The organism is Streptomyces caniferus, assembly GCF_009811555.1.
In the GTDB taxonomy this organism is placed as follows: domain Bacteria; phylum Actinomycetota; class Actinomycetes; order Streptomycetales; family Streptomycetaceae; genus Streptomyces; species Streptomyces caniferus.
Genome location: NZ_BLIN01000003.1, coordinates 1,486,717 through 1,509,537, shown reverse-complemented (window position 1 = coordinate 1,509,537; position 22,821 = coordinate 1,486,717). Strand labels below are relative to the sequence as shown.

17 protein-coding genes are annotated in these 22,821 nt (G+C 71.8%); 7 read left to right on the top strand and 10 right to left on the bottom strand.

What is annotated here, in order from left to right:
• Positions 1 to 5 precede the first annotated feature (5 nt).
• The 5 genes from Scani_RS15190 to Scani_RS15170 form a co-directional block, all read right to left on the bottom strand.
• Positions 6 to 971: an HpcH/HpaI aldolase/citrate lyase family protein gene (locus Scani_RS15190; RefSeq protein WP_159475196.1), complete on the bottom strand. Its 966-nt coding sequence runs from the start codon at positions 969 to 971 to the stop codon at positions 6 to 8.
• Positions 968 to 3,004 (bottom strand): methylmalonyl-CoA mutase family protein, encoded by a 2,037-nt coding sequence (locus tag Scani_RS15185; RefSeq protein WP_159475193.1) that lies wholly within the window; start codon positions 3,002 to 3,004, stop codon positions 968 to 970. Before Scani_RS15185 ends, Scani_RS15190 begins: the two co-directional genes overlap by 4 nt.
• A 40-nt stretch (positions 3,005 to 3,044) precedes the next feature.
• The gene (gene ccrA / locus Scani_RS15180) at positions 3,045 to 4,382 is read right to left on the bottom strand and encodes a crotonyl-CoA carboxylase/reductase (RefSeq protein ID WP_159475190.1); all 1,338 of its coding nucleotides are present in this window, start codon (positions 4,380 to 4,382) and stop codon (positions 3,045 to 3,047) included.
• Between the two features lie 556 nt (positions 4,383 to 4,938).
• Positions 4,939 to 5,742 (bottom strand): TetR family transcriptional regulator, encoded by an 804-nt coding sequence (locus tag Scani_RS15175; protein WP_159475187.1) that lies wholly within the window; start codon positions 5,740 to 5,742, stop codon positions 4,939 to 4,941.
• A gap of 136 nt (positions 5,743 to 5,878) precedes the next feature.
• The gene (locus Scani_RS15170) at positions 5,879 to 7,699 is read right to left on the bottom strand and encodes a 3-hydroxyacyl-CoA dehydrogenase family protein (protein ID WP_159475184.1); all 1,821 of its coding nucleotides are present in this window, start codon (positions 7,697 to 7,699) and stop codon (positions 5,879 to 5,881) included.
• Between the two features lie 387 nt (positions 7,700 to 8,086).
• Between Scani_RS15170 and Scani_RS15165 the strand changes: the two genes are divergently transcribed.
• A complete protein-coding gene (locus Scani_RS15165) occupies positions 8,087 to 8,809 on the top strand; it encodes a HEAT repeat domain-containing protein (protein WP_159475181.1) in 723 nt (240 codons plus the stop codon).
• On the opposite strand, the gene Scani_RS15160 is transcribed toward Scani_RS15165, so the two are convergent.
• The gene (locus Scani_RS15160) at positions 8,737 to 9,315 is read right to left on the bottom strand and encodes a GNAT family N-acetyltransferase (protein ID WP_159476058.1); all 579 of its coding nucleotides are present in this window, start codon (positions 9,313 to 9,315) and stop codon (positions 8,737 to 8,739) included. The two genes, Scani_RS15165 and Scani_RS15160, sit on opposite strands and share 73 nt — an antisense overlap.
• Before the next feature lie 174 nt (positions 9,316 to 9,489).
• The gene (locus Scani_RS15155; RefSeq protein WP_159475178.1) at positions 9,490 to 10,539 is read right to left on the bottom strand and encodes an Rv2578c family radical SAM protein; all 1,050 of its coding nucleotides are present in this window, start codon (positions 10,537 to 10,539) and stop codon (positions 9,490 to 9,492) included.
• 157 nt (positions 10,540 to 10,696) lie between these two features.
• Between Scani_RS15155 and Scani_RS15150 the strand changes: the two genes are divergently transcribed.
• The gene (locus tag Scani_RS15150) at positions 10,697 to 11,140 is read left to right on the top strand and encodes an SRPBCC family protein (protein ID WP_159475175.1); all 444 of its coding nucleotides are present in this window, start codon (positions 10,697 to 10,699) and stop codon (positions 11,138 to 11,140) included.
• A gap of 253 nt (positions 11,141 to 11,393) precedes the next feature.
• Complete coding sequence (locus Scani_RS15145; RefSeq protein WP_281391932.1) at positions 11,394 to 13,928, top strand: MFS transporter; 2,535 nt, start codon at positions 11,394 to 11,396, stop codon at positions 13,926 to 13,928.
• Positions 13,929 to 14,063: 135 nt separating this feature from the next.
• Here the strand turns inward: Scani_RS15145 and Scani_RS15140 are convergent, their stop codons facing one another.
• From Scani_RS15140 to Scani_RS15130, 3 genes are all read right to left on the bottom strand, one after another.
• Positions 14,064 to 14,918 (bottom strand): class I SAM-dependent methyltransferase, encoded by an 855-nt coding sequence (locus Scani_RS15140; protein WP_167538084.1) that lies wholly within the window; start codon positions 14,916 to 14,918, stop codon positions 14,064 to 14,066.
• 232 nt (positions 14,919 to 15,150) lie between these two features.
• Positions 15,151 to 16,026 (bottom strand): serine hydrolase, encoded by an 876-nt coding sequence (locus Scani_RS15135; protein WP_159475172.1) that lies wholly within the window; start codon positions 16,024 to 16,026, stop codon positions 15,151 to 15,153.
• A 275-nt stretch (positions 16,027 to 16,301) separates the two neighbouring features.
• Complete coding sequence (locus tag Scani_RS15130) at positions 16,302 to 17,183, bottom strand: PucR family transcriptional regulator (protein WP_159475170.1); 882 nt, start codon at positions 17,181 to 17,183, stop codon at positions 16,302 to 16,304.
• A gap of 379 nt (positions 17,184 to 17,562) precedes the next feature.
• Here Scani_RS15130 and Scani_RS15125 point away from each other — a divergent pair, with 379 nt between their 5' ends.
• From Scani_RS15125 to Scani_RS15110, 4 genes are read left to right on the top strand one after another with little or no spacing between them, the layout of a single operon-like run.
• Positions 17,563 to 18,396: a M55 family metallopeptidase gene (locus Scani_RS15125; protein WP_159476049.1), complete on the top strand. Its 834-nt coding sequence runs from the start codon at positions 17,563 to 17,565 to the stop codon at positions 18,394 to 18,396.
• Positions 18,389 to 19,753 carry a M20/M25/M40 family metallo-hydrolase gene (locus Scani_RS15120; RefSeq protein WP_159475168.1) on the top strand — a complete coding sequence of 455 codons (1,365 nt, stop codon included), beginning with the start codon at positions 18,389 to 18,391 and terminating at the stop codon, positions 19,751 to 19,753. The genes Scani_RS15125 and Scani_RS15120 overlap by 8 nt, the downstream gene beginning before the upstream one ends.
• 42 nt (positions 19,754 to 19,795) lie before the next feature.
• Positions 19,796 to 21,823 carry a S9 family peptidase gene (locus tag Scani_RS15115; RefSeq protein ID WP_159475166.1) on the top strand — a complete coding sequence of 676 codons (2,028 nt, stop codon included), beginning with the start codon at positions 19,796 to 19,798 and terminating at the stop codon, positions 21,821 to 21,823.
• Positions 21,820 to 22,752, top strand: coding sequence for a S66 peptidase family protein (locus Scani_RS15110; protein WP_159475164.1), 933 nt, complete (start codon positions 21,820 to 21,822; stop codon positions 22,750 to 22,752). The genes Scani_RS15115 and Scani_RS15110 overlap by 4 nt, the downstream gene beginning before the upstream one ends.
• Positions 22,753 to 22,821: the final 69 nt, after the last annotated feature.

Sequence of the window (22,821 nt, the reverse complement as noted above, 5' to 3'; positions counted from 1 at the left end):
GGTGCTTATGCCTCCGGGGCCTCGAACTTGGACGTGCGGGTCATGCCGGCGGCCCGGCCCTTGCCGGCGATGACCAGCGCCATCTTCCGGCTCGCCTCGTCGATCATCTCGTCGCCGAGCATCGCGGAACCCTTGGCTCCGCCCGCCTCCGAGGTGTGCCACTCGTAGGCGTCCAGGATCAGCTCGGCGTGGTCGTAGTCCTCCTGGGAGGGGGAGAACACCTCGTTGGCGGCCTCGACCTGACCCGGGTGCAGCACCCACTTGCCGTCGAAGCCGAGGGCGGCGGCGCGGCCGGCGACCTCGCGATACCCGTCAACGTTCTTGATCTGAAGGTACGGGCCGTCGATCGCCTGCAGATCGTAGGTGCGCGCCGCCATCAGAATGCGCATCAGAATGTAGTGATAGGCATCCGCCCCATAACCGGGCGGCTGCTCGCCGACCACCAGGGACTTCATGTTGATGGAGGCCATGAAGTCGGCCGGGCCGAAGATGATGGTCTCCAGGCGCGGCGAGGCGCCGGCGATCTCGTCGACGTTCACCAGGCCCTTGGCGTTCTCGATCTGCGCCTCGATGCCGATCCTGCCGACCTCGAAGCCCATGGTCTTCTCGATCTGCGTCAGCAGCAGGTCCAGCGCCACGATCTGCTGGGCGTCCTGGACCTTCGGCAGCATGATGCAGTCGAGGTTGGGGCCCGCGCCCTCGACGACCGTGATGACGTCCCGGTACGTCCAGTGCGTCGTCCAGTCGTTGACCCGCACGACCCGGGTCTTGCCGGCCCAGTCGCCGCCGTTCAGCGCCTCGACGATGTGGTGCCGGGCGCCCTCCTTGGCGAGCGGCGCGCAGGCGTCCTCCAGGTCCAGGAAGACCTGGTCGGCGGGGAGGCCCTGGGCCTTCTCCAGGAAGCGCGGGTTGCTGCCGGGGACCGCGAGACACGAGCGGCGGGGCCGCAGCCGGTTGACGGGCGCTGTCATGCGGGGACCTCCAGGGGGTCGAGCTGGTTCGCTTTCCGGATCTCGTCGACGATACGGCCGATGATCTCCGTAATACCGAAGTCCTTAGGGGTGAACACGGCCGCCACTCCGGCTTCCCGGAGCGCGGTCGCATCGGCGGAGGGAATGATGCCGCCGACGATGACCGGTATGGGAGGGCCGCCCGGCCCGGGAGTGGTGTCGACGCCGGTGCGCCGCAGCCGGGCCAGTACGTCCGGCACCAGCTCGGCGTGCGAGCCGGACAGGATCGACAGGCCCACGCAGTGCACGTCCTCGGCGACCGCGGCCGAGACGATCTGCTCCGGGGTCAGCCGGATGCCCTGGTAGATCACCTCGAAGCCGGCGTCCCGGGCCCGTACGGCGATCTGCTCGGCGCCGTTGCTGTGGCCGTCCAGGCCGGGCTTGCCGACCAGCAGCCGCAGCTTCCCGCTGCCGAGTTCGGCGGCGGTCTTGGCGACCTTCTCGCGGACCGCGGCGAGCGGGCTGCCCTCCTCGGCGGCGACCGCCAGCGGGGCGCTGGAGACGCCCGTGGGGGCGCGGAACTCGCCGAAGACGTCCCGCAGCGCCCAGGCCCACTCGCCGGTCGTCACACCGGCGCGTGCGCACTCCACGGTGGCGGCGAAGAGGTTGCCGTCACCGGCCGCGGTCTTCTTCAGGACCGACAGCGCCTCCTGGGCGCGCCCCTCGTCGCGGTTGTCCCGCCAGTCGTGCAGCGCCTGGACCACCCGTGCCTCGTTGGCCGGGTCGACGGTCATGATGGCGGTGTCGAGGTCCGCGGTGAGCGGGTTGGGCTCGGTGCCCTCGAAGCAGTTGACGCCGACGATCTTCTCGTCGCCGGCCTCGATCCGGGCCCGCCGCTCGGCGTGCGCGGTGACCAGCTGCGACTTGAGGTAGCCGGACTCCACCGCGGCCATCGCGCCGCCCATCTCCTGGATCCGCTCGATCTCGGCGAGGCAGTCGGTGACCAGGGCCTCCACCTTGGCCTCGATGACGTGCGAACCGGCGAAGATGTCCTCGTACTCCAGCAGATCGCTCTCGTGCGCCAGCACCTGCTGGATGCGCAGCGACCACTGCTGGTCCCAGGGCCGCGGCAGCCCCAGCGCCTCGTTCCAGGCGGGGAGCTGCACGGCGCGGGCGCGGGCGTCCTTGGAGAGCGTGACGGCCAGCATCTCCAGGACGATCCGCTGGACGTTGTTCTCCGGCTGCGCCTCGGTCAGGCCGAGCGAGTTGACCTGGACGCCGTAGCGGAACCGGCGCTGCTTCTCGTTCTCGATGCCGTAGCGCTCACGGGTGATCTTGTCCCAGATGCGGCCGAAGGCGCGCATCTTGCACATCTCCTCGACGAAGCGGACGCCGGCGTTCACGAAGAACGAGATACGGGCCACGACATCGCCGAACTTCTCCGCCGGCACCTGTCCGGAGTCCCGCACCGCGTCGAGCACCGCGATGGCGGTGGACATGGCGTAGGCGATCTCCTGGACCGGGGTGGCACCCGCCTCCTGCAGGTGGTAGCTGCAGATGTTGATCGGGTTCCACTTGGGGATGTGCGCCACCGTGTACGTGATCATGTCGGTGGTCAGCCGCAGGGAGGGCCCCGGCGGGAAGACGTGCGTCCCGCGCGAGAGGTACTCCTTGACGATGTCGTTCTGCGTCGTCCCCGACAGCTTGGAGACGTCGGCGCCCTGCTCCTCGGCGACCACCTCGTACAGCGCCAGCAGCCACATGGCCGTCGCGTTGATGGTCATCGAGGTGTTCATCTGGTCCAGGGGTATGTCCTGGAACAGCCGTCGCATGTCGCCGAGGTGGGACACCGGGACCCCGACCCGGCCGACCTCGCCGCGGGCGAGGATGTGGTCGGGGTCGTAACCGGTCTGCGTCGGGAGGTCGAACGCGACCGACAGGCCCGTCTGGCCCTTGGCGAGATTACGCCGGTACAGCTCGTTGGACGCCTCGGCGGTGGAGTGGCCGGCGTAGGTCCGCATCAGCCACGGACGATCCTTCTGACGCTCAGTCATATCAGGCCCGTATCTTCCTGGTCCGGAGGTCCGAGTCGCCTCAGACGTTCCGGAACCGGTTGATGGCGTCGAGGTGCTTGGCGCGCATTTCTTCGTCGCGCACGCCCATGCCCTCCTCGGGGGCCAGTGCCAGCACGCCGACCTTGCCCTGGTGGAGGTTGCGGTGCACGTCGTACGCCGCCTGTCCGGTCTCCTCGAGGCTGTACGTCTTCGACAGCGTCGGGTGGATCTTGCCCTTGGAGATCAGGCGGTTGGCCTCCCACGCCTCGCGGTAGTTGGCGAAGTGCGAGCCGACGATCCGCTTCAGCGACATCCACAGGTAGCGGTTGTCGTACTGGTGGTTGTAGCCGGAGGTCGAGGCGCAGGTGACGATGGTGCCGCCCTTGCGCGTGACGTACACGGACGCGCCGAAGGTCTCCCGGCCGGGGTGCTCGAAGACGATGTCCACGTCCTCGCCGCCGGTCAGCTCGCGGATGCGCTTGCCGAAGCGCTTCCACTCCTTGGGGTCCTGGTTGTGCTCGTCCTTCCAGAACTTGTAGCCCTCGGCGTTGCGGTCGATGATCGCCTCGGCGCCCATCTTCCGGCAGATCTCCGCCTTCTGGTCGGAGGAGACCACGCAGATCGGGTTGGCGCCGCCGGCCAGCGCGAACTGGGTGGCGTACGAGCCGAGCCCGCCGCTCGCGCCCCAGATCAGGACGTTGTCGCCCTGCTTCATGCCGGCGCCGTTCTGCGAGACGAGCTGGCGGTAGGCGGTCGAGTTGACCAGGCCGGGCGACGCCGCCTCCTCCCAGCTCAGGTGCTGGGGCTTGGGCATCAGCTGGTTGGACTTGACCAGTGCGATCTCGGCCAGGCCGCCGAAGTTGGTCTCGAAGCCCCAGATCCGCTGCTCGGGGTCGAGCATGGTGTCGTTGTGGCCGTCGGAGGACTCCAGCTCGACGGACAGGCAGTGCGCGACGACCTCGTCACCGGGGCCCCAGGCGTTGACACCGGGCCCGGTGCGCAGGACCACGCCGGCCAGGTCGGAGCCGATGACGTGGTACGGGAGGTCGTGCCGCTTGGTGAGCGGGGAGAGCTTGCCGTAGCGCTCCAGGAACCCGAACGTCGACACCGGCTCGAAGATCGAGGTCCACACGGAGTTGTAGTTCACGGAGGAGGCCATCACGGCCACCAGCGCCTCGCCCGGTCCCAGTTCGGGCACCGGCACGTCGTCGACGTGCAGCGACTTGCGGGGGTCCTTCTCCTTGCTCTCCAGACCGGCGAACATCTCGGCCTCGTCCTTGTGCACGGTCACCGCGCGGTAGGACTCGGGGAGGGTCAGGCCGGCGAAGTCGGCGCTGGTGGTGTCAGGCGCAAGGATTGCGTCCAGGATTTCGTTCACGGGGTGCCTCCGGCGGTTGGGGCCTCCCCGGCCCGACCGGAACGGCGAGCTCGGGGAACCGTTGAGGGAAACGGCTTGGGGGGAACGTCGGGGGTGGTGCAGAGGTGGTGCCGTCGGTTCGGCCGGGGCGGCGCCGCTTCCGTCGCCTCTGCGGGGGTCGCAGAGCCGTCGGCCGCGAAGCCTGGCAGCGCTGGTGAGCGCGGTGCCCAGCGGGCAGCTGGGATGTGCCTGTGACGCAGGCATCCGGGCGGACAGCCGCGTACGGCTGGTGGGACAGCCGGCGCGCGTTGGATCTCAGCACGCCGGCCGCCCGGACACCTTCAACGTATGACACCGCGTGCCAGGCGACAAGACACTGAGTGCCAAGAATTTCTCTCAGATGTCATCTGGGCGGCACGCATGAGCGAAAGAGGGCCGATGGGAGCCCTGGTGATGACGCAAAGAAGTGTCGTATGTGCGCAGAGTGCGCAGGGAGGGCGTTACGCCATCCGTGTCGCGGCCCGGTCCGCCCAAGGGCGCCGGGCCGCGTTCCTGTCCGGTTGCGGCCGGAGAGCCGTTACTTGTGTTCCTTGATGGCCTTGCGGATGGTGCGCATGACCTCGTCCAGCGGGGCGTCCGTGCGGGCCACCGCGACCAGCACCTCGCCCTCCCGCGAGACGGCCGCCGGGGGGTTCTCCCCGCTGCCGGTGCGGCCCGCGCCGATGCCGGCCCCGAAGGTCTCCCGGACGATCTCGAAGGCGTGGTCGAGCTGTGCCTCGACATCGCCCTGGGCGTCGGCCCGCAGCCAGCGCCGCAGTACGTGGTTGTGCGCGGTGACCACGGCGGACGCGGCGACCTCGGCGAGCAGCGGATCGTCGTCGCCCTCGCGGTGGGCGCCCTCGTCGAAGTGGCCCAGGAGATAGCGGGTGAACAGCCGCTCGTAGCGGGCCACCGAGGCGATCTCGGCCTCCCGCAGGGTGGGGACCTCGCGGGTCAGGCGGTAGCGGGCCACCGACACGGCCGGGGAGGCCGCGTACATCCGCATGACCTCCTTGATGCCGCGGCAGACCGTGTCCAGAGGGTTCTCGTGCGGCGGAGCGGCGTCCAGGACGGCCTCAGCGCGGACGAGGGTGTCGTCGTGGTCGGGGAAGATCGCCTCTTCCTTGGAGCGGAAGTGGCGGAAGAAAGTCCGCCGGGCGACGCCCGCGGCCGCCGCGATCTCGTCGACCGTCGTCGCCTCGTAGCCCTTGGTCGCAAACAGTTCCATCGCCGCCGCCGACAATTCGCGGCGCATTTTGAGCCGTTGCGCCGCCGCCCGGCGGGTACCGGGAGTCGCGGTGTCGGTGGTGTCGGAAGGCGGCGTGCGAGCGGGCTGGGACATGTGGGGACGGTACTGCATATTTACGCGACCTGCGGCATGAGGTACGGCGCTTGTCCCCGTGAGCGGGGGTGGACCGCCGTCCGGTTCCAGCAGTCCACCCCACCCTCCCCCGGCCGGGCCGGGGTGCCGCCACGCGTCAGCGCCGGGCGTACTCACGGAAGCCGCGGCCGGTCTTGCGGCCGAGGCAGCCCGCGGCGACGAGGTGCTCCAGCAGCGGCGCCGGGGCCAGCCCGGGATCGCGGAACTCCGCGTGCAGCACCTTCTCGATGGCCAGGGAGACGTCCAGGCCGACCACGTCGAGGAGTTCGAACGGGCCCATCGGGTACCCGCCGCCGAGCTTCATGGCGGCGTCGATGTCGTCCAGGGTCGCGTAGTGCTCCTCGACCATCTTGATCGCGTTGTTCAAGTACGGGAACAGCAGCGCGTTCACGATGAATCCGGCCCGGTCGCCGCAGTCCACGGGGTGCTTGCGGACCTTGGCGCAGACCGCCCGCACGGTGGCGTGGACATCGTCGGCCGTCAGGACCGTCCGGACCACCTCCACCAGCTTCATGGCGGGCGCCGGGTTGAAGAAGTGCATCCCGATGACGTCCTCGGGGCGCGAGGTGGCGCGGGCGCAGGCCACGACCGGCAGCGACGAGGTGGTGGTGGCCAGGACGGCGCCCGGCTTGCAGACCTTGTCCAGGGTCTTGAACAGCTCCTGCTTGACCGCCAGGTCCTCGGCCACCGCCTCGACCGCGAGGTCCACGTCAGCGAACGCGTCCAGCGACCCGGCCGGCGTGATCGCCGCCAGCGCGGTGTCCCGGGCCTCGGCGCTCAGCCGGCCCTTGTCCACGGAGCGGCCCAGCGACTTGGCGATCCTGGCCTTGGCCTTCTCCGCCTTCTCCGGGCTGCGGGCGGCCAGCACGACCTTGAAGCCCGCCTTGGCGAAGACCTCCGCGATACCGCTGGCCATCGTCCCGGAGCCGGCCACGCCGACGCTGCTGACCGTGCGCCCGCCGGCGAGCTCATCGGCGTCCGCCGGGCTCTCCGCGTCCGGCACGACCGTGCTGCCGCCCGGGGCGTCGTACGTGTAGAAGCCGCGGCCCGCCTTGCGGCCGGTCAGCCCCGCCTCGGCCAGCTGGCCCAGGATCGGCGCGGGGGCGTGCAGCCGGTCCTGGGAGTCGGCGTACATCGCCTCCAGGACCGTCCGCGCGGTGTCCACGCCGATCAGGTCGAGCAGCGCCAGCGGGCCCATGGGCAGACCGCAGCCGAGCCGCATCGCGGCGTCGATGTCCTCGCGGGTGGCGTACTTGGACTCGTACATCGCCGCGGCCTGGTTCAGATAGCCGAACAGCAGGCCGTCCGCGACGAAGCCGGCGCGGTCACCCACCGCGATCGGGTCCTTGCCCAGGGCGTGGGCCAGCTCCGTGACGGCGGCGACCGCGGTCGGCGCGGTGAGCACGGAGGAGACCACCTCGACCAGCTTCATGGCCGGTGCGGGGTTGAAGAAGTGCACACCGAGCACCCGCTCGGGGCGCTGCGAATCGGCGGCCAGGCGGGTCACGGACAGCGCGTTGGTGCCGGTGGCCAGGATGGTGTCCGGGCGGACCACGGCGTCGAGCCCGGCGAAGACCTGCCGCTTGAGCTCGTAGTCCTCGGGCACGACCTCGATGACGAGATCGGCGTCCGCGGCGGCCTGCAGATCGGTGAAGGTGCGGAACCGGGCCAGGATGTCCTGCCGCTCCCGTTCGGTGATCCGCTCGCGCTGCACGGCGCGGGTGGTGGCGGCTTCGAGGGCCGTGACGGCGTTGCGGGCCGCGGCCTCGTCGGTGTCGATACCGATGACCTCGCGGCCGGCCCGGGTCAGCACCTCGGCGATACCGGTACCCATGGTGCCCAGGCCGACGACGGCCACGGTGGAAAGGGACAGGGGGGAGGCTTCAGTTGAGAGATCTGGGGTGGACTGAGGGCCCATCGCGAGACTCCTGAGGGTGTTCCCCTGAATACAGGGGAGAAGTGACGACTGAGGGGTATCCGCGCGGCGCGGGACCTGTCGTACGCGGCGGCGGAAGGGCGGCGGTGAACCGCGGGAGCCGCAGCGCTGCGGGAACGCCGGCGGTGCGGGAGCTTGCGGCGGGCCCTGTCCCGGGGCCGTGCCGTGTGCTCCGTACTGATGTTGTGCTGTGCCGAACCGACTTCACTCTGTGGCGGCTGCGTCACCAGGCCGCCCGAGCAGTGGTGCTGCTCGTTCCAGCAGGTTAACCGGTGAGTAACCAGAGCGCCAGGGGTAGCGAGGGTCATTAGGCTGTGGTGCAGGCCACGTCGCGGGAACCGGGGCGGCCCGGCGGGAGGGGATCGGCAAATGGAAGAGGAATTCCACGAGTTGACGGACCGGGTGCGGGCCGAACTCCGCTCCCCACAGGATCTGGTCGCCTACGAACGGTTGCTGGGGCTGGCCCGCAAGAACACCCCGGCCGGGCGGGAGGAACTGGCCCGGATGCTGGTCGCCGTCGAACGTCCGCTGTGGGCCAGGGAGATCGCCGCCTTCATCCTCGGCTGCGCCGGCGACAAGCGGGCCTTCGAGACGCTCGTCCTGCTGCTGAACTACCGCGACCCGGTGCGCTGCGCCACCGCCGCCCACGCCCTGGGCCGCCTGGGCGACCCCCGTACCGCCCGCGCCGCCGCCGCGCTCGCTACCAACCCGCTGCGCACCGCCTACGCCCTGCACCCCGTCCGGCTGCTCGCCGAACTCCGCGCACCGCAGTCCGTGCCCGCGCTGATCGCGACCCTGGAGCGGCTGCTGACCCCGCACAACCCCTACTGGCGGGTGGCGCTCGCCTGTGTCGAGGGGCTGGGCGCACTGGGCGACCGGCGCGCGGTCCCCGCGCTCACCGCGGCCGTCGCCCATCCCCGGCTGGCGGCCGCGGCGGCGGCATCGCTGGCACGGCTGGGGGTGCACGAGGACGTACCGGCGGAGGCCGGTACCGGGGCGGTGGGAGACGGCGGGCCGGGTCAGGGCCCGGAGCGGGGGGAGGGGACCGGTGGCGGCGGCGGTTCCGGTTCGGGCGTCAGCGGGCGCCGGTAGCGCAGCTCGGGGACACTGCGGCCGCCCACCTCGTACGCCTCCTGCGCCCCGTCCGGCACGAAACCGGCCCGTTCGTAGAACCGCAGGGCGCGGGTGTTGCCGCGTACCACCCACAGATACAGCGCGAGGTAGCCGCTCGCCCGTGCGCGGGCGGTGCCGGCGGCCAGCAGCGCCCGCCCCACGCCGGTGCCGATCAGGACGGGCGACACGTAGAGGGCGAGCAGCTCGCCCGCGGTCGGCCGCGGTGCCGGCAACTCCAGGGGCCCCGGGGCGATATCGGGGTCCCGGGCCGGCCCGACGCACGCCCATCCGACGACCTCGCCGTCCCGCTCGGCCACCAGATCCGCCACCTCGGGCGATCGGCGCCCGAACCACGACCGCCGTCGCTCCGCGTCCGCCGCCACAGTCATCGCGTCCAGATACGCCTGCGGCATCAGCCCGCGGTAGGCGGCCTGCCAGCCGCGGACCCGCACCGCCGAGACCGCGTCGATATCGGCCTCGGTCATCTCTCGTACGCGTACCGGGCGCGGCGGCTGCGCCCGGCTCCGCTCATCGGATCCCTCCATGCCGCAGAGGGTAGGAGCCCGTCGGAGGATGGCGCGTCCCCTTTTCCGGGGGCGCCTGACCTTGTCCCGGGTGTCAGGGGGCGAGGCTTCCGGCTCGGACGGGGCAGGGGCCGGTCAGATCAGGGTCAACTGGGTGGGTTCCGCGGGCGCGTCGGGCCGGTCCTCGCCGGGGGCGCCGGCCGGACCGGGGGCGGCATCCGGCAAGGGGATCTTGCGGGCCGCGCCGGACCGGGAGGGTCCGATGCCGTACTCCGCGGCGAATTCATGGACCTGGCGGGTGATCTGGCGCTGGTACCACGTGGGGGCGTAGGCGCCGTCGCCGTACATCGTCCGGTAGCGCCGCACCAGATGCGGGTGGTGGCGCTCCAGCCACGCCATGAACCACTCACGGGCCCCGGGCCGCAGATGCAGCACGAGCGGGGTGACGGAGCCGGCGCCGGCCTCGGCGATGGCGCGCACGGTGGCCCGCAGCTGGTCCGGCGCGTCCCCGAGGAAGGGGATCACCGGCGCCATCAGCACGCCGCACGGGATGCCGTGCGCGGTGAGCGTGCGCACCACGTCCAGCCGGCGCTCCGGGGCGGGGGTGCCGGGCTCGACCGTGCGCCACAGTTCGCGGTCCAGGAAGCCGACGGAGACGGAGATGCCGACGTCGGTGACCTCGGCGGCCTGCTGGAGCAGCGCCAGGTCCCGCAGGACGAGCGTGCCCTTGGTGAGGATCGAGAACGGGTTGGCGTAGTCGCGCAGCGCCGTGATGATGCCGGGCATCAGGCGGTAGCGGCCCTCGGCGCGCTGGTAGCAGTCGACGTTCGTCCCCATGGCTATGTGGTCGCCGCGCCAGCGCCGCCCGCCCAGCTCGCGGCGCAGCAGCTCGGGAGCGTTGACCTTCACCACGATCTGGGAGTCGAAGTCCTGCCCGGTGTCCAGGTCGAGATAGCCGTGCGTCTTGCGCGCGAAGCAGTACACACAGGCGTGGCTGCAGCCGCGGTACGGATTCACGGTCCATTCGAACGGCATCCGGGAGGCGCCGGGGACCCGGTTCACGATCGAGCGGGCCCGCACTTCATGAAAGGTGATCCCGCGGAATTCGGGGGTGTCGATCGTCCGGCTGACGACGTCCGCACCGAACAGCGCGGACGGGCTGTCGCCGAGATTGTCCCAGCGCATCGGGCCTCCTTCTGGATCCAGCAGAGCCCCCCGGCGCCATAATAGAACACACGTTCCCTTGAGGCTCGGCGGCCCTGAATTTGGGCGCGCCGCCACGGGGTGGTTGGCTTGGCCGCGCATCGCAGGACCGGCAGCCGAGTACTGGAGGAAGACACACATGGGGCAGGTCGAGGCCATCACGCAGCGCGAGATCGCGGCGGACCCGGAGGACGTGTTCGACGCGCTCGCCGACTACTCCGGCACGCGCCCGCAGCTGCTGCCCGAGCACTTCAGCGAGTACGAGGTCCGTGAGGGCGGCGACGGCAAGGGCACCCTCGTCCACTGGAAGCTCCAGGCCGCGAGCAAGCGGGTGCGCGACTGCCTGCTGGAGGTCGACGAGCCGACCGACGGCCAGCTCGTGGAGAAGGACCGCAACTCCTCGATGGTGACCACCTGGGTCGTCACCCCGGCCGGCGAGAAGCGCGCCAAGGTCGTCGTCACCACCACCTGGCAGGGCGCCGGCGGTATCGGCGGCTTCTTCGAGCGGACCTTCGCCCCCAAGGGCCTGGGCCGGATCTACGGCAGCATCCTGGACAACCTCGCCGCCCACGTGACGAAGTGATCGGCGTTTCCCACCCGTCACCCTGAGCGCATGCCGTCACACTCACCGGTTCGGGTGGTTTCCGGTGAGCCGAAGTGTCCGGCCCGCAGGGGCACTTCGGTACGGAAAGCCCTGATGGGAGCCCAATAGGCGCTCCGGGCAACGTACTTGACGTCCCTTCCCACCCCGCACGCACCCTTTCGCCGCGGTTGTTCGGTGTTGTCGCCCAATGCGAGAAATTGGGCGGCAACAGGCGTGACGAGGGGAGCAGCACGTGGGCGGGACCACCCTGAGCGAGCGGGTCGGGCAGGTCGGGCGGACCGGTCCGCCCGTCCCCGGCGCGCCCACGGCTCCGGCCGCGAACGGCACGTCGCGGGGCCCCGCCCCCGGTGCACCCGCGCCGCTCGCCCCCCGCCGCCTCCGCCTGGTCCTCCTCGGCCTGATGCTGACGCTGCTGCTCGCGGCCCTCGACCAGACCATCGTGGCCACCGCACTCCCCAGGATCGTCGGCGAGTTGAACGGCCTGGGTCAGATGTCCTGGGCGGTGACGTCCTACCTCCTCGCCTCGACCATCGGCCTGCCGCTCTACGGCAAGCTCGGCGACCTCTTCGGCCGCAAGCCCGTCTTCCTCTTCGCCATCCTCGTCTTCACCGTCGGCTCGGCGCTGGCCGGCTGGTCGCGGACCATGGACGAACTGATCGTCTTCCGCGCCGTCCAGGGCGTCGGCGGGGGCGGGCTCATCATCGGCGTCCAGGCGATCATCGCCGACATCGTGCCGCCCCGGGCCCGCGGCCGCTACATGGGCCTGATCGGTGCCGCGTTCGGACTCGCCTCCGTGGCCGGACCGCTGATCGGAGGTTTCTGCACCGACCACGCCTCCTGGCGCTGGTGCTTCTACCTCAACGTCCCGTTCGGCGCGCTGGCCCTCGTCGTCATCGCCCTCGTCCTGAAGCTGCCCCGGCCCTCGCGCCGCGCCCGACTGGACGTCGCCGGAGCGCTGCTGCTCGCCGCGTTCTCCACCTGCCTGGTCCTGCTGACCAGTTGGGGCGGCACCGAGTACGCCTGGAACTCGCGGGTCGTCCTCGGACTCGGCGCCGGTGCGCTCGGCACCGCCGTGCTGTTCCTCGCCGTCGAGCACCTCGCCGCCGAACCGCTGATCCCGCTGCGGCTGTTCCGCGACTCGATCTTCAACGTCACCGGCCTGATCGGCGCCGTCGTCGGCATCGCGCTCTTCGGCGCCGCGAGCTACCTGCCGACCTTCCTGCAGATGGTCGACGGGGCCACGGCCACCGAGTCCGGGCTGCTGATGCTGCCCATGATGGGCGGCATCGTCCTCGCCTCCATCGTCTCGGGCCGGCTCATCAGCCGCACCGGCCACTACAAGGTGTTCCCCGTCCTGGGCTGCGCGGCGGCCGCGGTGGGGATGTGGCTGCTGTCGCGGCTGCAGCAGGACACCCCGCGCGAGGTCTACAGCCTCTGGATGGGCCTCCTCGGACTCGGGATCGGCCTCGTGATGCCGGTGCTGGTGCTCGCCGTGCAGAACTCCGTACGCCCCGCCGACCTCGGCACCGCGACCAGCACCAACAACTACTTCCGGCAGATCGGCGGCAGCGTCGGCGCGGCCCTCTTCGGCACCCTCTTCGCCGACCGGCTGGCCCGCCGGCTCGGCGAGCGGGTCCCGGAGTCGGCGCGGCTGCCCGACCCGGAGTCGATCACCCCGCAACTGGTGCACGCACTGCCCGCCTCGCTGCGCGACAGCTATATCGCCGCGTATGCGCACGCCATGCCGGGGATCTTCTTCTATCTCGTGCCGGTGCTCGTCCTGGGCCTTGTGCTCGCCTTCTTCCTGAAAGAGAAACCCCTGGTGTCCCACGCCTCCCCTGCTCCGCAGGCCTCCCCGACCCCGCAGGCCCCGTACGGCGCTCCCCTCGACCCCGCCGCCGTGCCCCCGGCCCGTTCCACGACGGACACGGCCACCGTCAACTCCCATGAAAAGCAGCCGACGTACCCCAGAACCCACGGCTACACCACCGGGCAGCCGCCCGTCGCGGCGGGCGTCCCGGTCTGCGGCACCGTCCAGCACCACGACGGCAGCATCGTGCCGCGCGCCGCGCTCACCCTCATCGACGTCGCCGGCCGCCAGGTCGGCCGCGGTGCCACCGGCGACGACGGGCGGTACGCGCTGAGCACCCCGGGCGCCGGCTCGTATGTGCTGATCGCGGCGGCGGGCGGACACCAGCCACAGGCCGTCAGCGTCACCGTCGGCGAGCGGCCGGTCGAACTGGACGTCGTCCTCGGCGGCGCGGGGCGCCTCGCGGGCACCGTCACCACCGCCGACGGCACGCCCGTACGCGATGCCATGGTGACCCTCACCGATGTCCGCGGCGAGGTCGTCGCCACCACCCGCAGCGGACGCGAAGGCGGCTACGTCATCGGGGAGTTGGTGGCCGGCGAGTACACGCTCGCCTCCAGCGCGCCCGCGTTCCGCCCCGCCGCGCTGCCGGTGACCGTGCAGGCGTCGCGGGAGACCCGCCAGGACATCGAACTCGCCGGCGGTGCGGTGCTGCGCGGGACCGTACGGGCCGGCGGCGGCCGCCCCGTCGAGGATGCCAGGGTCACCCTCCTGGACGCCGCGGGCAATGTCGTCGACACCGCGACCACCGGGCCCGACGGGCTGTTCCGCTTCGTGGACCTGTCGGCCGGCGAGTACACCGTCATCGCCGCCGGATACCCGCCGGTGGCCACCGTCCTGCGGATGGCGGGCGGCGGCCGCACGGAGCGCGATCTCCAGCTGGGGCACGAGGACTGAGGCCCTGGGGCACGAGGACCGGGCGCTGCGTGACGGCTGCGGCGGACGGTGCGCACGGTGCGGCGGGCGGCGCTCCCTCTTCGGGGAACGCCGCCCGCCGCACCGTGCCGCGACCCGGAGGTGCCGTGAGTCCCCTCAGGGCCGGCCGGCCGGCCCGGCTGCCGCCGCCGTCCCGAAACGCAGCCGGGTGATCAGCGGGCGGTCCCCGCGGAGCAGGGGCACGGCCGCGGCGCGGGGTGCGAGGTGGCCGAGGAATCCACGGCCCGCGGGCAGCGGCACGTCGGCCACGTCGCTGATGGCCGGATGGGCGGTGCGCAGCCGGTCCCGCTCGACCGCGTCCATGCCCCAGGGCATCGGGGGCAGCCGATGGCCGCCCGGCCCCTTGGCGCCGGTGCGGGTGCGGGCGCTGAAGCGCCGCGACACGGTGTCGAACACCATCGAGCCACCGGGGAAGGCCCCGGCGCAGGCGGCGATCAGCTCGGTCACCTGCGCGGGCTGCAGATACATCAGCAACCCCTGGGCGGTGACCAGCACCCCGCGTGCGGCGTCGATGCCCGCCATCCACCGGCGCTCGCGGACGTCGCAGGCGATGAGCCGCTGCCGTGTGCCGTGCGGCAGTATGCGGCTGCGCAGCGCCAGCGGTTCGGCGAGGTCGACGGTGACCCACTGGGCCCGCCCGTTGTCGACCCGCCAGAACTGGGTCTCCAGGCCCTCGCCGAGAGCGATCACGGTGCCGTCCGGGTGGGCGGCGAGGAAGTCCCGTACGACGCCGTCGAATCCGAGGGCCCGCAGGGCGACGGCCTGCGCCAGCCACGGCCGGGCGCCGCCCAGCCGTTCCCCGAAGGGGAAGTCCACCTCGGCGACGAGCTGTACGGCGCGTGGATCGGGCAGCACGGTGTCCGGACGGGCGGCCTCGGCGGCGCGGTGGTAGAGCGTCCACAACGCCGTTTCGGGAACTCCCTTGAGGTCTGCCGTGACGCGGACTGACACCGAGTTCCTCCCAGAGTGCGGTGTGGCGGCGGGCCGGCGGCGCAACACCTCGGCCCACCGGACGCACTGCCCCGATGCCGCGTTGATATCGCCGCACCCACCCCGCACGGGGCCGATCGGAGGTCCGGTCACCCAGGGGAGTGCTTAGTCGTACCGCACACCCGCCGCGGTCCCGGCGCCCCGGAGCCCCCGACTGCGGGAGCCGGTTCCGGGGCGTCGTCTCCGCAGGGAGTCAGTGCGTCAGGTCGCGGTGGACGACCCGGGCGGCGCCCTCGACGGTGTCGATGCCGTAGTCCATGGTGCGGTTTCCGGTGGAGAGGACGGCCATGCCGTAGTCGTGGCCGCTGCAGGTGAAGGTGCCGACGCTGTTCACCCGCCAGCCGCCGGTGTCGCGCGGCAGCCAGCCGTTCTTGACGTGGACGGACGCCGCGGCGGGGGCGCCGGCGGGGACTCCCCAGCGCTGGTCGGCCTCGACCCGCTGCATCAGGTCGAGGGCGTAGCCGCGGGAGTGCGCGGTGAGCACCGCGTTGTCCGTGGTGAGCAGCTGCATCAGCTTGAGCTGGTCGCCGGCGGTGACCTGGGTGAGGCCCCAGGCCTTGCCCGCGCCGGGGACGGTGTGCCGCATACCGGCCAGGGACAGGAAGTGCTTGATGCCGCCCGCACCGATCTGGTGCCAGAGCGCGGAGGTCGCCGCGTTGTCCGACTTGGTGATCATGGCGGTGGCCCGCTTCGCCTCGTGCGGGGTCAGCTTGCGGTGCGCCTCCTGCGTCTGCCGCAGCAGGGCCCCGAGCACCGTGACCTTCACCACACTCGCCGAGTCGAAGTGGGAGCCGGCCTTGAACTCGCAGCGGGTACGGGTCTGCCGGTCGTAGATCGCCAGCGCCGAGGAGCCCTTGCGGTCGTGGAGAGCGTCGGCGATGTCCTGGGACAGGGCGGGCGCCAGGCCGGGCTTCCCGGAGGTGCACACGACCTTGGAGCCGCCCACCGGCGTGCTGGCGGAGCTGGCCGAGGCCGAGGTCGCCGTGGTGAGCGCCGTGAGCAGTACTCCGGCGGCCACGGCCGCGGCCAGCCCGCGGCGCGTGCGGGTCGCTGTGCGTGATCCGTGCATGGAGGTGTGTCCTGTCCCGCTGTGTATCGGAGGCCCGCGATCGGGCGGCCGGCCTCGGGCGACCGACGCTGCGCCGGGCATCTGTGGCCGCGCTGCGGCCGGGATCCCGGCTGAAGGGTCACGGCGACGATACGTGGCAGGGGGTGGGGCACCTCAGAAAAATGGTGTGAAATGTCCGTATTTATGCGGTGCGTCGTGGTGTGACATTCGACAAACCGGAGGGTGGGCGGGGGGTGGATTCGCGGGGGTGGACGGGGGGTGGACGGGGGTGGTTTTCAGGGGCGTGGCAGGGCCTTGCGGGGTTTGCCGACGGCGCGTGGGCGACGGGTGGCGGCGGCGCGCCGACGTCGTGCCCCGGCCATCAGCTGGCGGCTGCGGAGTGCCATCTCGATCTCGAAGCGGGTCCGCGGGTCGCGCAGACGGGCCCCGAAGAGCTTTTCGAGCTGGCGCATCCGGTAGCGCACCGTCTGCGGGTGGATGCTGAGTGCCTTGGCCACCTCCGGAGCCCCCATGCCGCCGAGCCAGGCCAGCAGGGTGGCCTCCAGTCGCTCGCACCGCTCCGGCGTCAGCCCCGCCAGCGGACTCAGATGGCGGGCGATCAGGGTGCGGGAGAGCGATTCGTCCTGGAGGAGCAGGAGGGACGAGAGGTGGTCGTCGACGAACACCACACCGGCCTCGGGGCCGTCGTGCGGGGACGCCAGGTCCAGCAGCCGGGACGCGGAGCGTACGGACGCGGCGGCCTCATGAGCAGGCACCGCGTGACCGACCACCGCGGCGCGATGCCGCAGTACGCCCTTCAGTCTGGCCCGTCCGCTCTTGCCGTCGGCGAGCTGGGCGGGGATCAGCAGTCCGGGCGCCTCGTCCGGCGCGCTGACCAGACAGTCGCCCAGCGCGGACGCCACGAGGTGGATGTCCGTGTCGGTGCGCAGCATGACCGCGCGCACCTTGTCGGGCAGCGGCCGGCCGCGGCGTAGGACGTCCTCGATCAGGCGCGTGACCTGCTGGTGACCGCCCCGATCGAGGGCTTCCCGGAAGCGTGGGTTGCGATCGCAAAGTGTTTGCGCGATCAGTTCGGTCAGGATCGCGAGTTGGTCGTCTTCGCTGTCGGCCCGGATGCCGCATTGCGGTAAGGCGTCGTTGAGGGCTTCGCTCACCATTCTGCCTCTGTTTCATCGCGTGGGAAGCTGGTCCGGCCTGTTCTACCTCACCTGGCACGTGCCGTCGGCAGCTGACAGAACTCGTTCGGAAGTCCTTACGGATTCCGTCAGAAGCCCTTCCGCTTTGCGACAGAAACTGTGCGAGATGCGGCGCCACAAGAGCGTACCCCCAGGTTCCGGTTGGAAGGAATCGTGTTGCTGTGACGAAGAAATCGTGATGCCGCCGCCAACGCGACCGTCCTGGAACGTCCCGGACGGGGCGTCAGCCCGGAGGCCCTGGTTACGCTGGGGGAGCTGTTCGGGCCCTCCGAACGTGATGTGAACAAGTGATGTCGGGAATCGTGCGTACCGCCTCCTAGCTGCGATAGGACTGGTGACTGTGAAGATCCTCATCTCCGCGGACATGGAGGGTGCCACCGGCGTGACCTGGCCCGCCGATGTGCTGCCCGGCACCCCTCAATGGGAGCGCTGCCGCCATATGTTCACGTCCGACGTCAATGCGGCGATTGCCGGATTCTTCGAGGGCGGGGCCGACGACGTACTGGTCAACGAGGCGCACTGGACGATGCGCAATCTGCTCCTGGAACAGCTCGACGAACGCGCACAGATGCTCACCGGGCGACATAAATCGCTCAGCATGGTCGAGGGCGTGCAGCACGGCGATGTCGACGGCATCGCGTTCGTCGGCTACCACACCGGGGCGGGCGCCGAAGGCGTCCTCGCCCACACCTACCTCGCCAACACCCTCACCGGCGTCTGGGTCGACGGCATCCGTGCGAGCGAGGGATATCTCAACTCCCTTGTGGTCGCCGAGTACGGCGTGCCGGTGGTGCTGGTCACCGGCGACGACCGCACCTGCCAGGACGCGCTGGGCTACGCCCCGCAGGCACCCGCCGTAGCGGTCAAGGACTATGTGTCGCGCTATGCGGCGGTGTGCCGGCCGCCGGCCCGTACGGCGGCCGAGATCCGGGCCGCGGCCCGCAAGGGAGCGGCGCTGGCGGCACGTCATGAACCGTCCAGGGGCGGCCCGTTCCGGCTCGAGTTGGAGTTCGACGCCGAGCATCTGGTGGGCGCGGCGACCTGCGTACCCGGCGTGGAGCGAACGGGGGAGCGCCGGGTCGCGTATACCAGTCAGGACATGTACGAAGCCATCCGGTGCTTCAAGGCCGTCACCACCGTCGTGTCGTCCGCCGTGGAGGAGCAATATGGCTGAGCGCGGGAGAACCGGGGAGCCGGCGGCCGAGTGGACCGGCGGCGTCGACCAGCAGGCGCTCGACGAGGTGGTGCGCTTCACCTCCGAGCTGATCCGGATCGACACCGGCAACGCCGGTGACGGGGCCTGCCGGGAACGGCCGGCCGCCGAGTACGTCGCCGAGCGGCTCGCCGGGGCCGGGGTGGCGCCGACCCTGCTGGAGCGCAGCAAGGGCCGGACGAATGTGGTCGCCCGCATCGACGGCACCGACCCCGGGGCCGACGCCCTGCTGGTCCACGGCCATCTGGACGTGGTCCCCGCCGAGCCCGCCGACTGGAGCGTGCACCCCTTCTCCGGCGAGGTCCGCGACGGCGTGGTCTGGGGCCGGGGCGCCGTCGACATGAAGAACATGGACGCGATGGTGCTCGCCGTCGTGCGGCAATGGGCCCGCAGCGGGGTGCGGCCGCGGCGCGACATCGTGCTGGCCTTCACCGCCGACGAGGAGGCCAGCGCCGAGGACGGCGCGGGCTTCCTGGCCGACCGGCACGCCGGGCTCTTCGAGGGCTGCACCGAAGGCATCAGCGAGTCCGGGGCCTTCACCTTCCATGGGGGCCGCGGGATGCGGCTCTACCCGATCGCGGCCGGGGAACGCGGCACGGCCTGGCTGAAGCTGACCGCCCGGGGCCGGGCGGGGCACGGCTCGAAGGCCAACCGTGAGAACGCCGTCAGCCGGCTGGCCGCCGCCGTGGCCCGGATCGGCGAGCACGAGTGGCCGGTCCGCCTCACCCCGACCGTGCGGGCCGCGCTGCGCGAACTCGCCGCGCTGTACGCCGTCGAGGTGGATGTCGACTCGCCCCGCTTCGACGTCGATGCGCTGCTCGGCAAGCTCGGCCCGGCCGCCAAGCTCGTCGAGCCGACCGTCCGCAACAGCGCCAACCCGACGATGCTGTCGGCCGGTTACAAGGTCAACGTGATCCCGGGGGCGGCCGTCGCCCAGGTGGACGGCCGGGTGCTTCCCGACGGTGACGCGGAGTTCCGTACGACCCTGGACGAGCTCACGGGACCCGATGTGACCTGGGAATACGACCACCGTGAGGTCGCGCTGCAGTCGCCGGTCGAGTCCCCGACCTATACCGCGATGCGCGCCGCGGTCGAGCGCTTCGACCCGGACGGCCATGTCGTGCCGTACTGCATGTCCGGCGGCACGGACGCCAAGCAGTTCTCCCGGCTGGGCATCACCGGCTATGGTTTCTCGCCGCTCAAACTGCCCGAGGGATTCGACTACCAGGCGCTCTTCCACGGCGTGGACGAGCGCGTGCCGGTCGACGGACTGCACTTCGGCGTCCGGGTGCTCGACCACTTCCTGCGCACCGTCTGACCGGCCGGCGCCAGCCCGGCCGGTGGAGGAGAGGAACTGCACATGGTGACCACGGCTCCCTACGGCGCCTGGACGTCCCCGATAGAGGCCCGGACGGTCGCCGCGCACGACGGCCGGCCCGGCTTCGTCGGGGTGGTCGGCGACGAGGTGTGGTGGACGGAGCCGCGGCCCGCCGAGGGCGGCCGGCGGGCGCTGGTCCGCCGGCGGCCGGACGGCGCCGAGGAGTCGGTGCTGCCCGCGCCCTGGAACGTCCGCAGCCGGGTGCTGGAGTACGGCGGCCAGCCCTGGGCCGGAACGGTCACCGAGCACGGACCGCTGGTCGTCTTCAGCAACTTCGCCGACCAGCGGCTGTACGTCTGCACGCCGGACAGCGGCGATGCCCCGCGCCCGCTCACCCCGCTGTCCGATGTCGGTGCCGGACTGCGCTGGGTCGACCCGGTGCTGCGCCCCGAGCTCGGCGAGGTGTGGTGCGTCCTGGAGGAGTTCACGGGCGCCCGGCCGACCGAGGTGCGCAGGGTGATCGCCGCCGTGCCGCTCGACGGCTCCGCCGCCGAACACCGCGGCTCCATCAGGGAGTTGAGCGACGACCGGCACCGCTTCGTGACCGGTCCCCGGATCTCGGCCGACGGGCGGCGGGCCGCCTGGATCGCCTGGGACCACCCCCTGATGCCCTGGGACGGCACCCTGGCGATGGTGGCCCGGATCACCGCCGAGGGCGAGTTCGAGGACGTACGGCCGCTCGTCGGCGACCTCGGCACCGGCGCGCCGGACGGCGGCGCGGCCGGTGAGTCCGTCGCCCAGGTCGAGTGGGCGGCCGACGGTTCGCTGCTCTTCGTCTCGGACGTCGGCGGCTGGTGGGAGGTGCAGCGCATCGATCCCGACGCGGCCGACGACGGCGTCGTGGCGAGCCGCGGCCTGTGCCCGTCCCGGCAGGAGGAGTTCGCCGGGCCGCTGTGGAACGTCGGACATCGCTGGTTCCTGCCCCTGGAGAACGGCACGCTGGCGGTGATCCACGGCCGCGGCTCCACCACCCTGGGCATCCTCGACCCGGTGAGCGGCGAACTCGTCGACTCCGCGGGGCCGTGGACGGAGTGGGCACCCACCCTCGCCGCGCACGGCAGCCGCGTCCTCGGCATCGCCGCAGGACCGCACAGCTCGTACGAGATCGTCGAGCTGGACACCTGCACCGGACGCACCCGGGTGATCGCCTGCCGGCATGCCGACGTCCTGGACCCGGCCTACTACCCCCGGCCGCGGAGCCGTACCTTCACCGGCCCCGACGGACGGGACATCCACGCCCACATTTATCCGCCGCACAACCCCGACCACGTGGCACCCGACGGCGAGCTGCCGCCCTTCGTGGTCTGGGCGCACGGCGGCCCCACTGGCCACGCCCCCATGGTGCTCGACCTGGAGATCGCCTACTTCACCTCCCGGGGCATCGGCATCGCCGAGGTCAACTACGGCGGATCGACCGGCTACGGCCGGGAGTACCGCGAGCGGCTGCGCGGCCAGTGGGGCGTGGTGGACGTCGAGGACTGTGCGGCCGTCGCCCGGATCCTGGCCGACGAGGGCACCGCCGACCGCGCCCGGCTGGCCATCCGCGGCGGCAGCGCCGGCGGCTGGACCACCGCCGCCTCGCTGACCGCCACCGATCTCTACGCCTGCGGCACCATCAGCTACCCGATCCTCGACCTGACCGGCTGGGCCACCGACGAGACCCATGACTTCGAGTCGCAGTACCTCGAATCGCTGGTCGGCCCGCTCGCGGAGGTCCCCGACCGCTACCGCGACCGCTCGCCGCTGCACCGCGCGGACCGGATCACCGCGCCCTTCCTGCTGCTCCAGGGCCTCGACGACGTGATCTGCCCGCCCGTGCAGTGCGAACGGTTCCTCGCCGAGGTCGCCGGCCGCGGCATACGGCACGCCTACCTGTCCTTCGCCGGGGAGGGGCACGGCTTCCGCCGGGCGGACACCATCGTGCGCGCCGTGGAGGCCGAACTCTCCCTCTACTCCCAGACCTTCGGTCTCGCCAGGACCGATGTCCCCACGCTGGAGCTGCGCGGATGACGCCGGCGGTGCCCGTCAGGCCGCCGCGGCTGCGGCCCGGCGACCGGGTGGCGGTGGTGGCACCCAGCGGCCCCCTCGCGCCGGAGCGACTGGACCGCGGGCTGGACGTGCTGCGGGGCTGGGACCTGGACCCGGTCGCCGCGCCCCACGCCAGGGACACCCATGCCACTCTGCGCTATCTGGCCGCCGCCGACGAGGAGCGGGCCCGCGATCTCCAGGAGGCGTGGTGCGACCCGTCCGTCAAGGCGGTGTTCGCGGCGCGGGGCGGCTACGGCGCCCAGCGGATGGTCGATCTGCTGGACTGGGACGCCATCCGGGCCGCGGCCCCCAAACCTCTGGTCGGCTTCAGTGATGTGACGGTGCTGCACGAGGCGTTCGCGGTGCGTGCCGGGGTGTCCACCCTGCACGGACCGGCCGTTGCGGGGGAGATCTTCCTCAAGGACGACGCCACCCGCGAGCATCTGCGGCGCACCCTCTTCGCGCCGGAGAGCGTCCGGACCCTGAGCTCGCCGTCCGCCCGGCCGCTGGTGCCGGGGCGGGCCCGCGGCGTGACCCTCGGCGGCTGTCTGACCATGCTCGCCACCGAGGTGGGCACCCCGGGGGCCGGGCGGGGCGCGGCGGGCGGAATCCTGCTGCTGGAGGATGTCGGGGAGCCGCCGTACCGCCTCGACCGGGCGCTCACCCAGCTCCTGCGCGCCGGCCGGCTGGACGGCGTCGCCGGGATCGTGCTCGGCTCCTGGGCCCGTTGTGGTCCCTACGACCAGGTGCGGGCGGTGCTGGTGGACCGCCTGGCCGGGCTCGGGGTGCCGGTGGCCGAGGAGTTCGGCTTCGGGCACGGCGACTCGGCGCTGACCGTGCCGCTGGGCATCCCCGCGGAGCTGGACGCGACGGCCGGGACGCTGACCTTCGAGGTGCCGGCGACCGTGTGAGCGACGGCCCTGATGGCGCGTCAAAGAGCGTTTCATGAAGCCTGTTTGCCGTCTGTGCCGTTCGGTGCG

What these genes read in the sequence shown, in the direction of transcription:
- Scani_RS15165 (WP_159475181.1), top strand. Translation starts at nt 8,087, where the DNA reads ATGGAAGAGGAATTCCACGAGTTGACGGACCGGGTGCGGGCCGAACTC.
- Scani_RS15135 (WP_159475172.1), bottom strand. Translation starts at nt 16,026, where the DNA reads ATGCACGGATCACGCACAGCGACCCGCACGCGCCGCGGGCTGGCCGCG.
- Scani_RS15115 (WP_159475166.1), top strand. Translation starts at nt 19,796, where the DNA reads ATGGTGACCACGGCTCCCTACGGCGCCTGGACGTCCCCGATAGAGGCC.
- Scani_RS15160 (WP_159476058.1), bottom strand. Translation starts at nt 9,315, where the DNA reads ATGACCGAGGCCGATATCGACGCGGTCTCGGCGGTGCGGGTCCGCGGC.
- Scani_RS15120 (WP_159475168.1), top strand. Translation starts at nt 18,389, where the DNA reads ATGGCTGAGCGCGGGAGAACCGGGGAGCCGGCGGCCGAGTGGACCGGC.
- Scani_RS15155 (WP_159475178.1), bottom strand. Translation starts at nt 10,539, where the DNA reads ATGCGCTGGGACAATCTCGGCGACAGCCCGTCCGCGCTGTTCGGTGCG.
- Scani_RS15185 (WP_159475193.1), bottom strand. Translation starts at nt 3,004, where the DNA reads ATGACTGAGCGTCAGAAGGATCGTCCGTGGCTGATGCGGACCTACGCC.
- Scani_RS15150 (WP_159475175.1), top strand. Translation starts at nt 10,697, where the DNA reads ATGGGGCAGGTCGAGGCCATCACGCAGCGCGAGATCGCGGCGGACCCG.
- Scani_RS15175 (WP_159475187.1), bottom strand. Translation starts at nt 5,742, where the DNA reads ATGTCCCAGCCCGCTCGCACGCCGCCTTCCGACACCACCGACACCGCG.
- Scani_RS15110 (WP_159475164.1), top strand. Translation starts at nt 21,820, where the DNA reads ATGACGCCGGCGGTGCCCGTCAGGCCGCCGCGGCTGCGGCCCGGCGAC.
- Scani_RS15170 (WP_159475184.1), bottom strand. Translation starts at nt 7,699, where the DNA reads ATGGGCCCTCAGTCCACCCCAGATCTCTCAACTGAAGCCTCCCCCCTG.
- Scani_RS15130 (WP_159475170.1), bottom strand. Translation starts at nt 17,183, where the DNA reads ATGGTGAGCGAAGCCCTCAACGACGCCTTACCGCAATGCGGCATCCGG.
- Scani_RS15190 (WP_159475196.1), bottom strand. Translation starts at nt 971, where the DNA reads ATGACAGCGCCCGTCAACCGGCTGCGGCCCCGCCGCTCGTGTCTCGCG.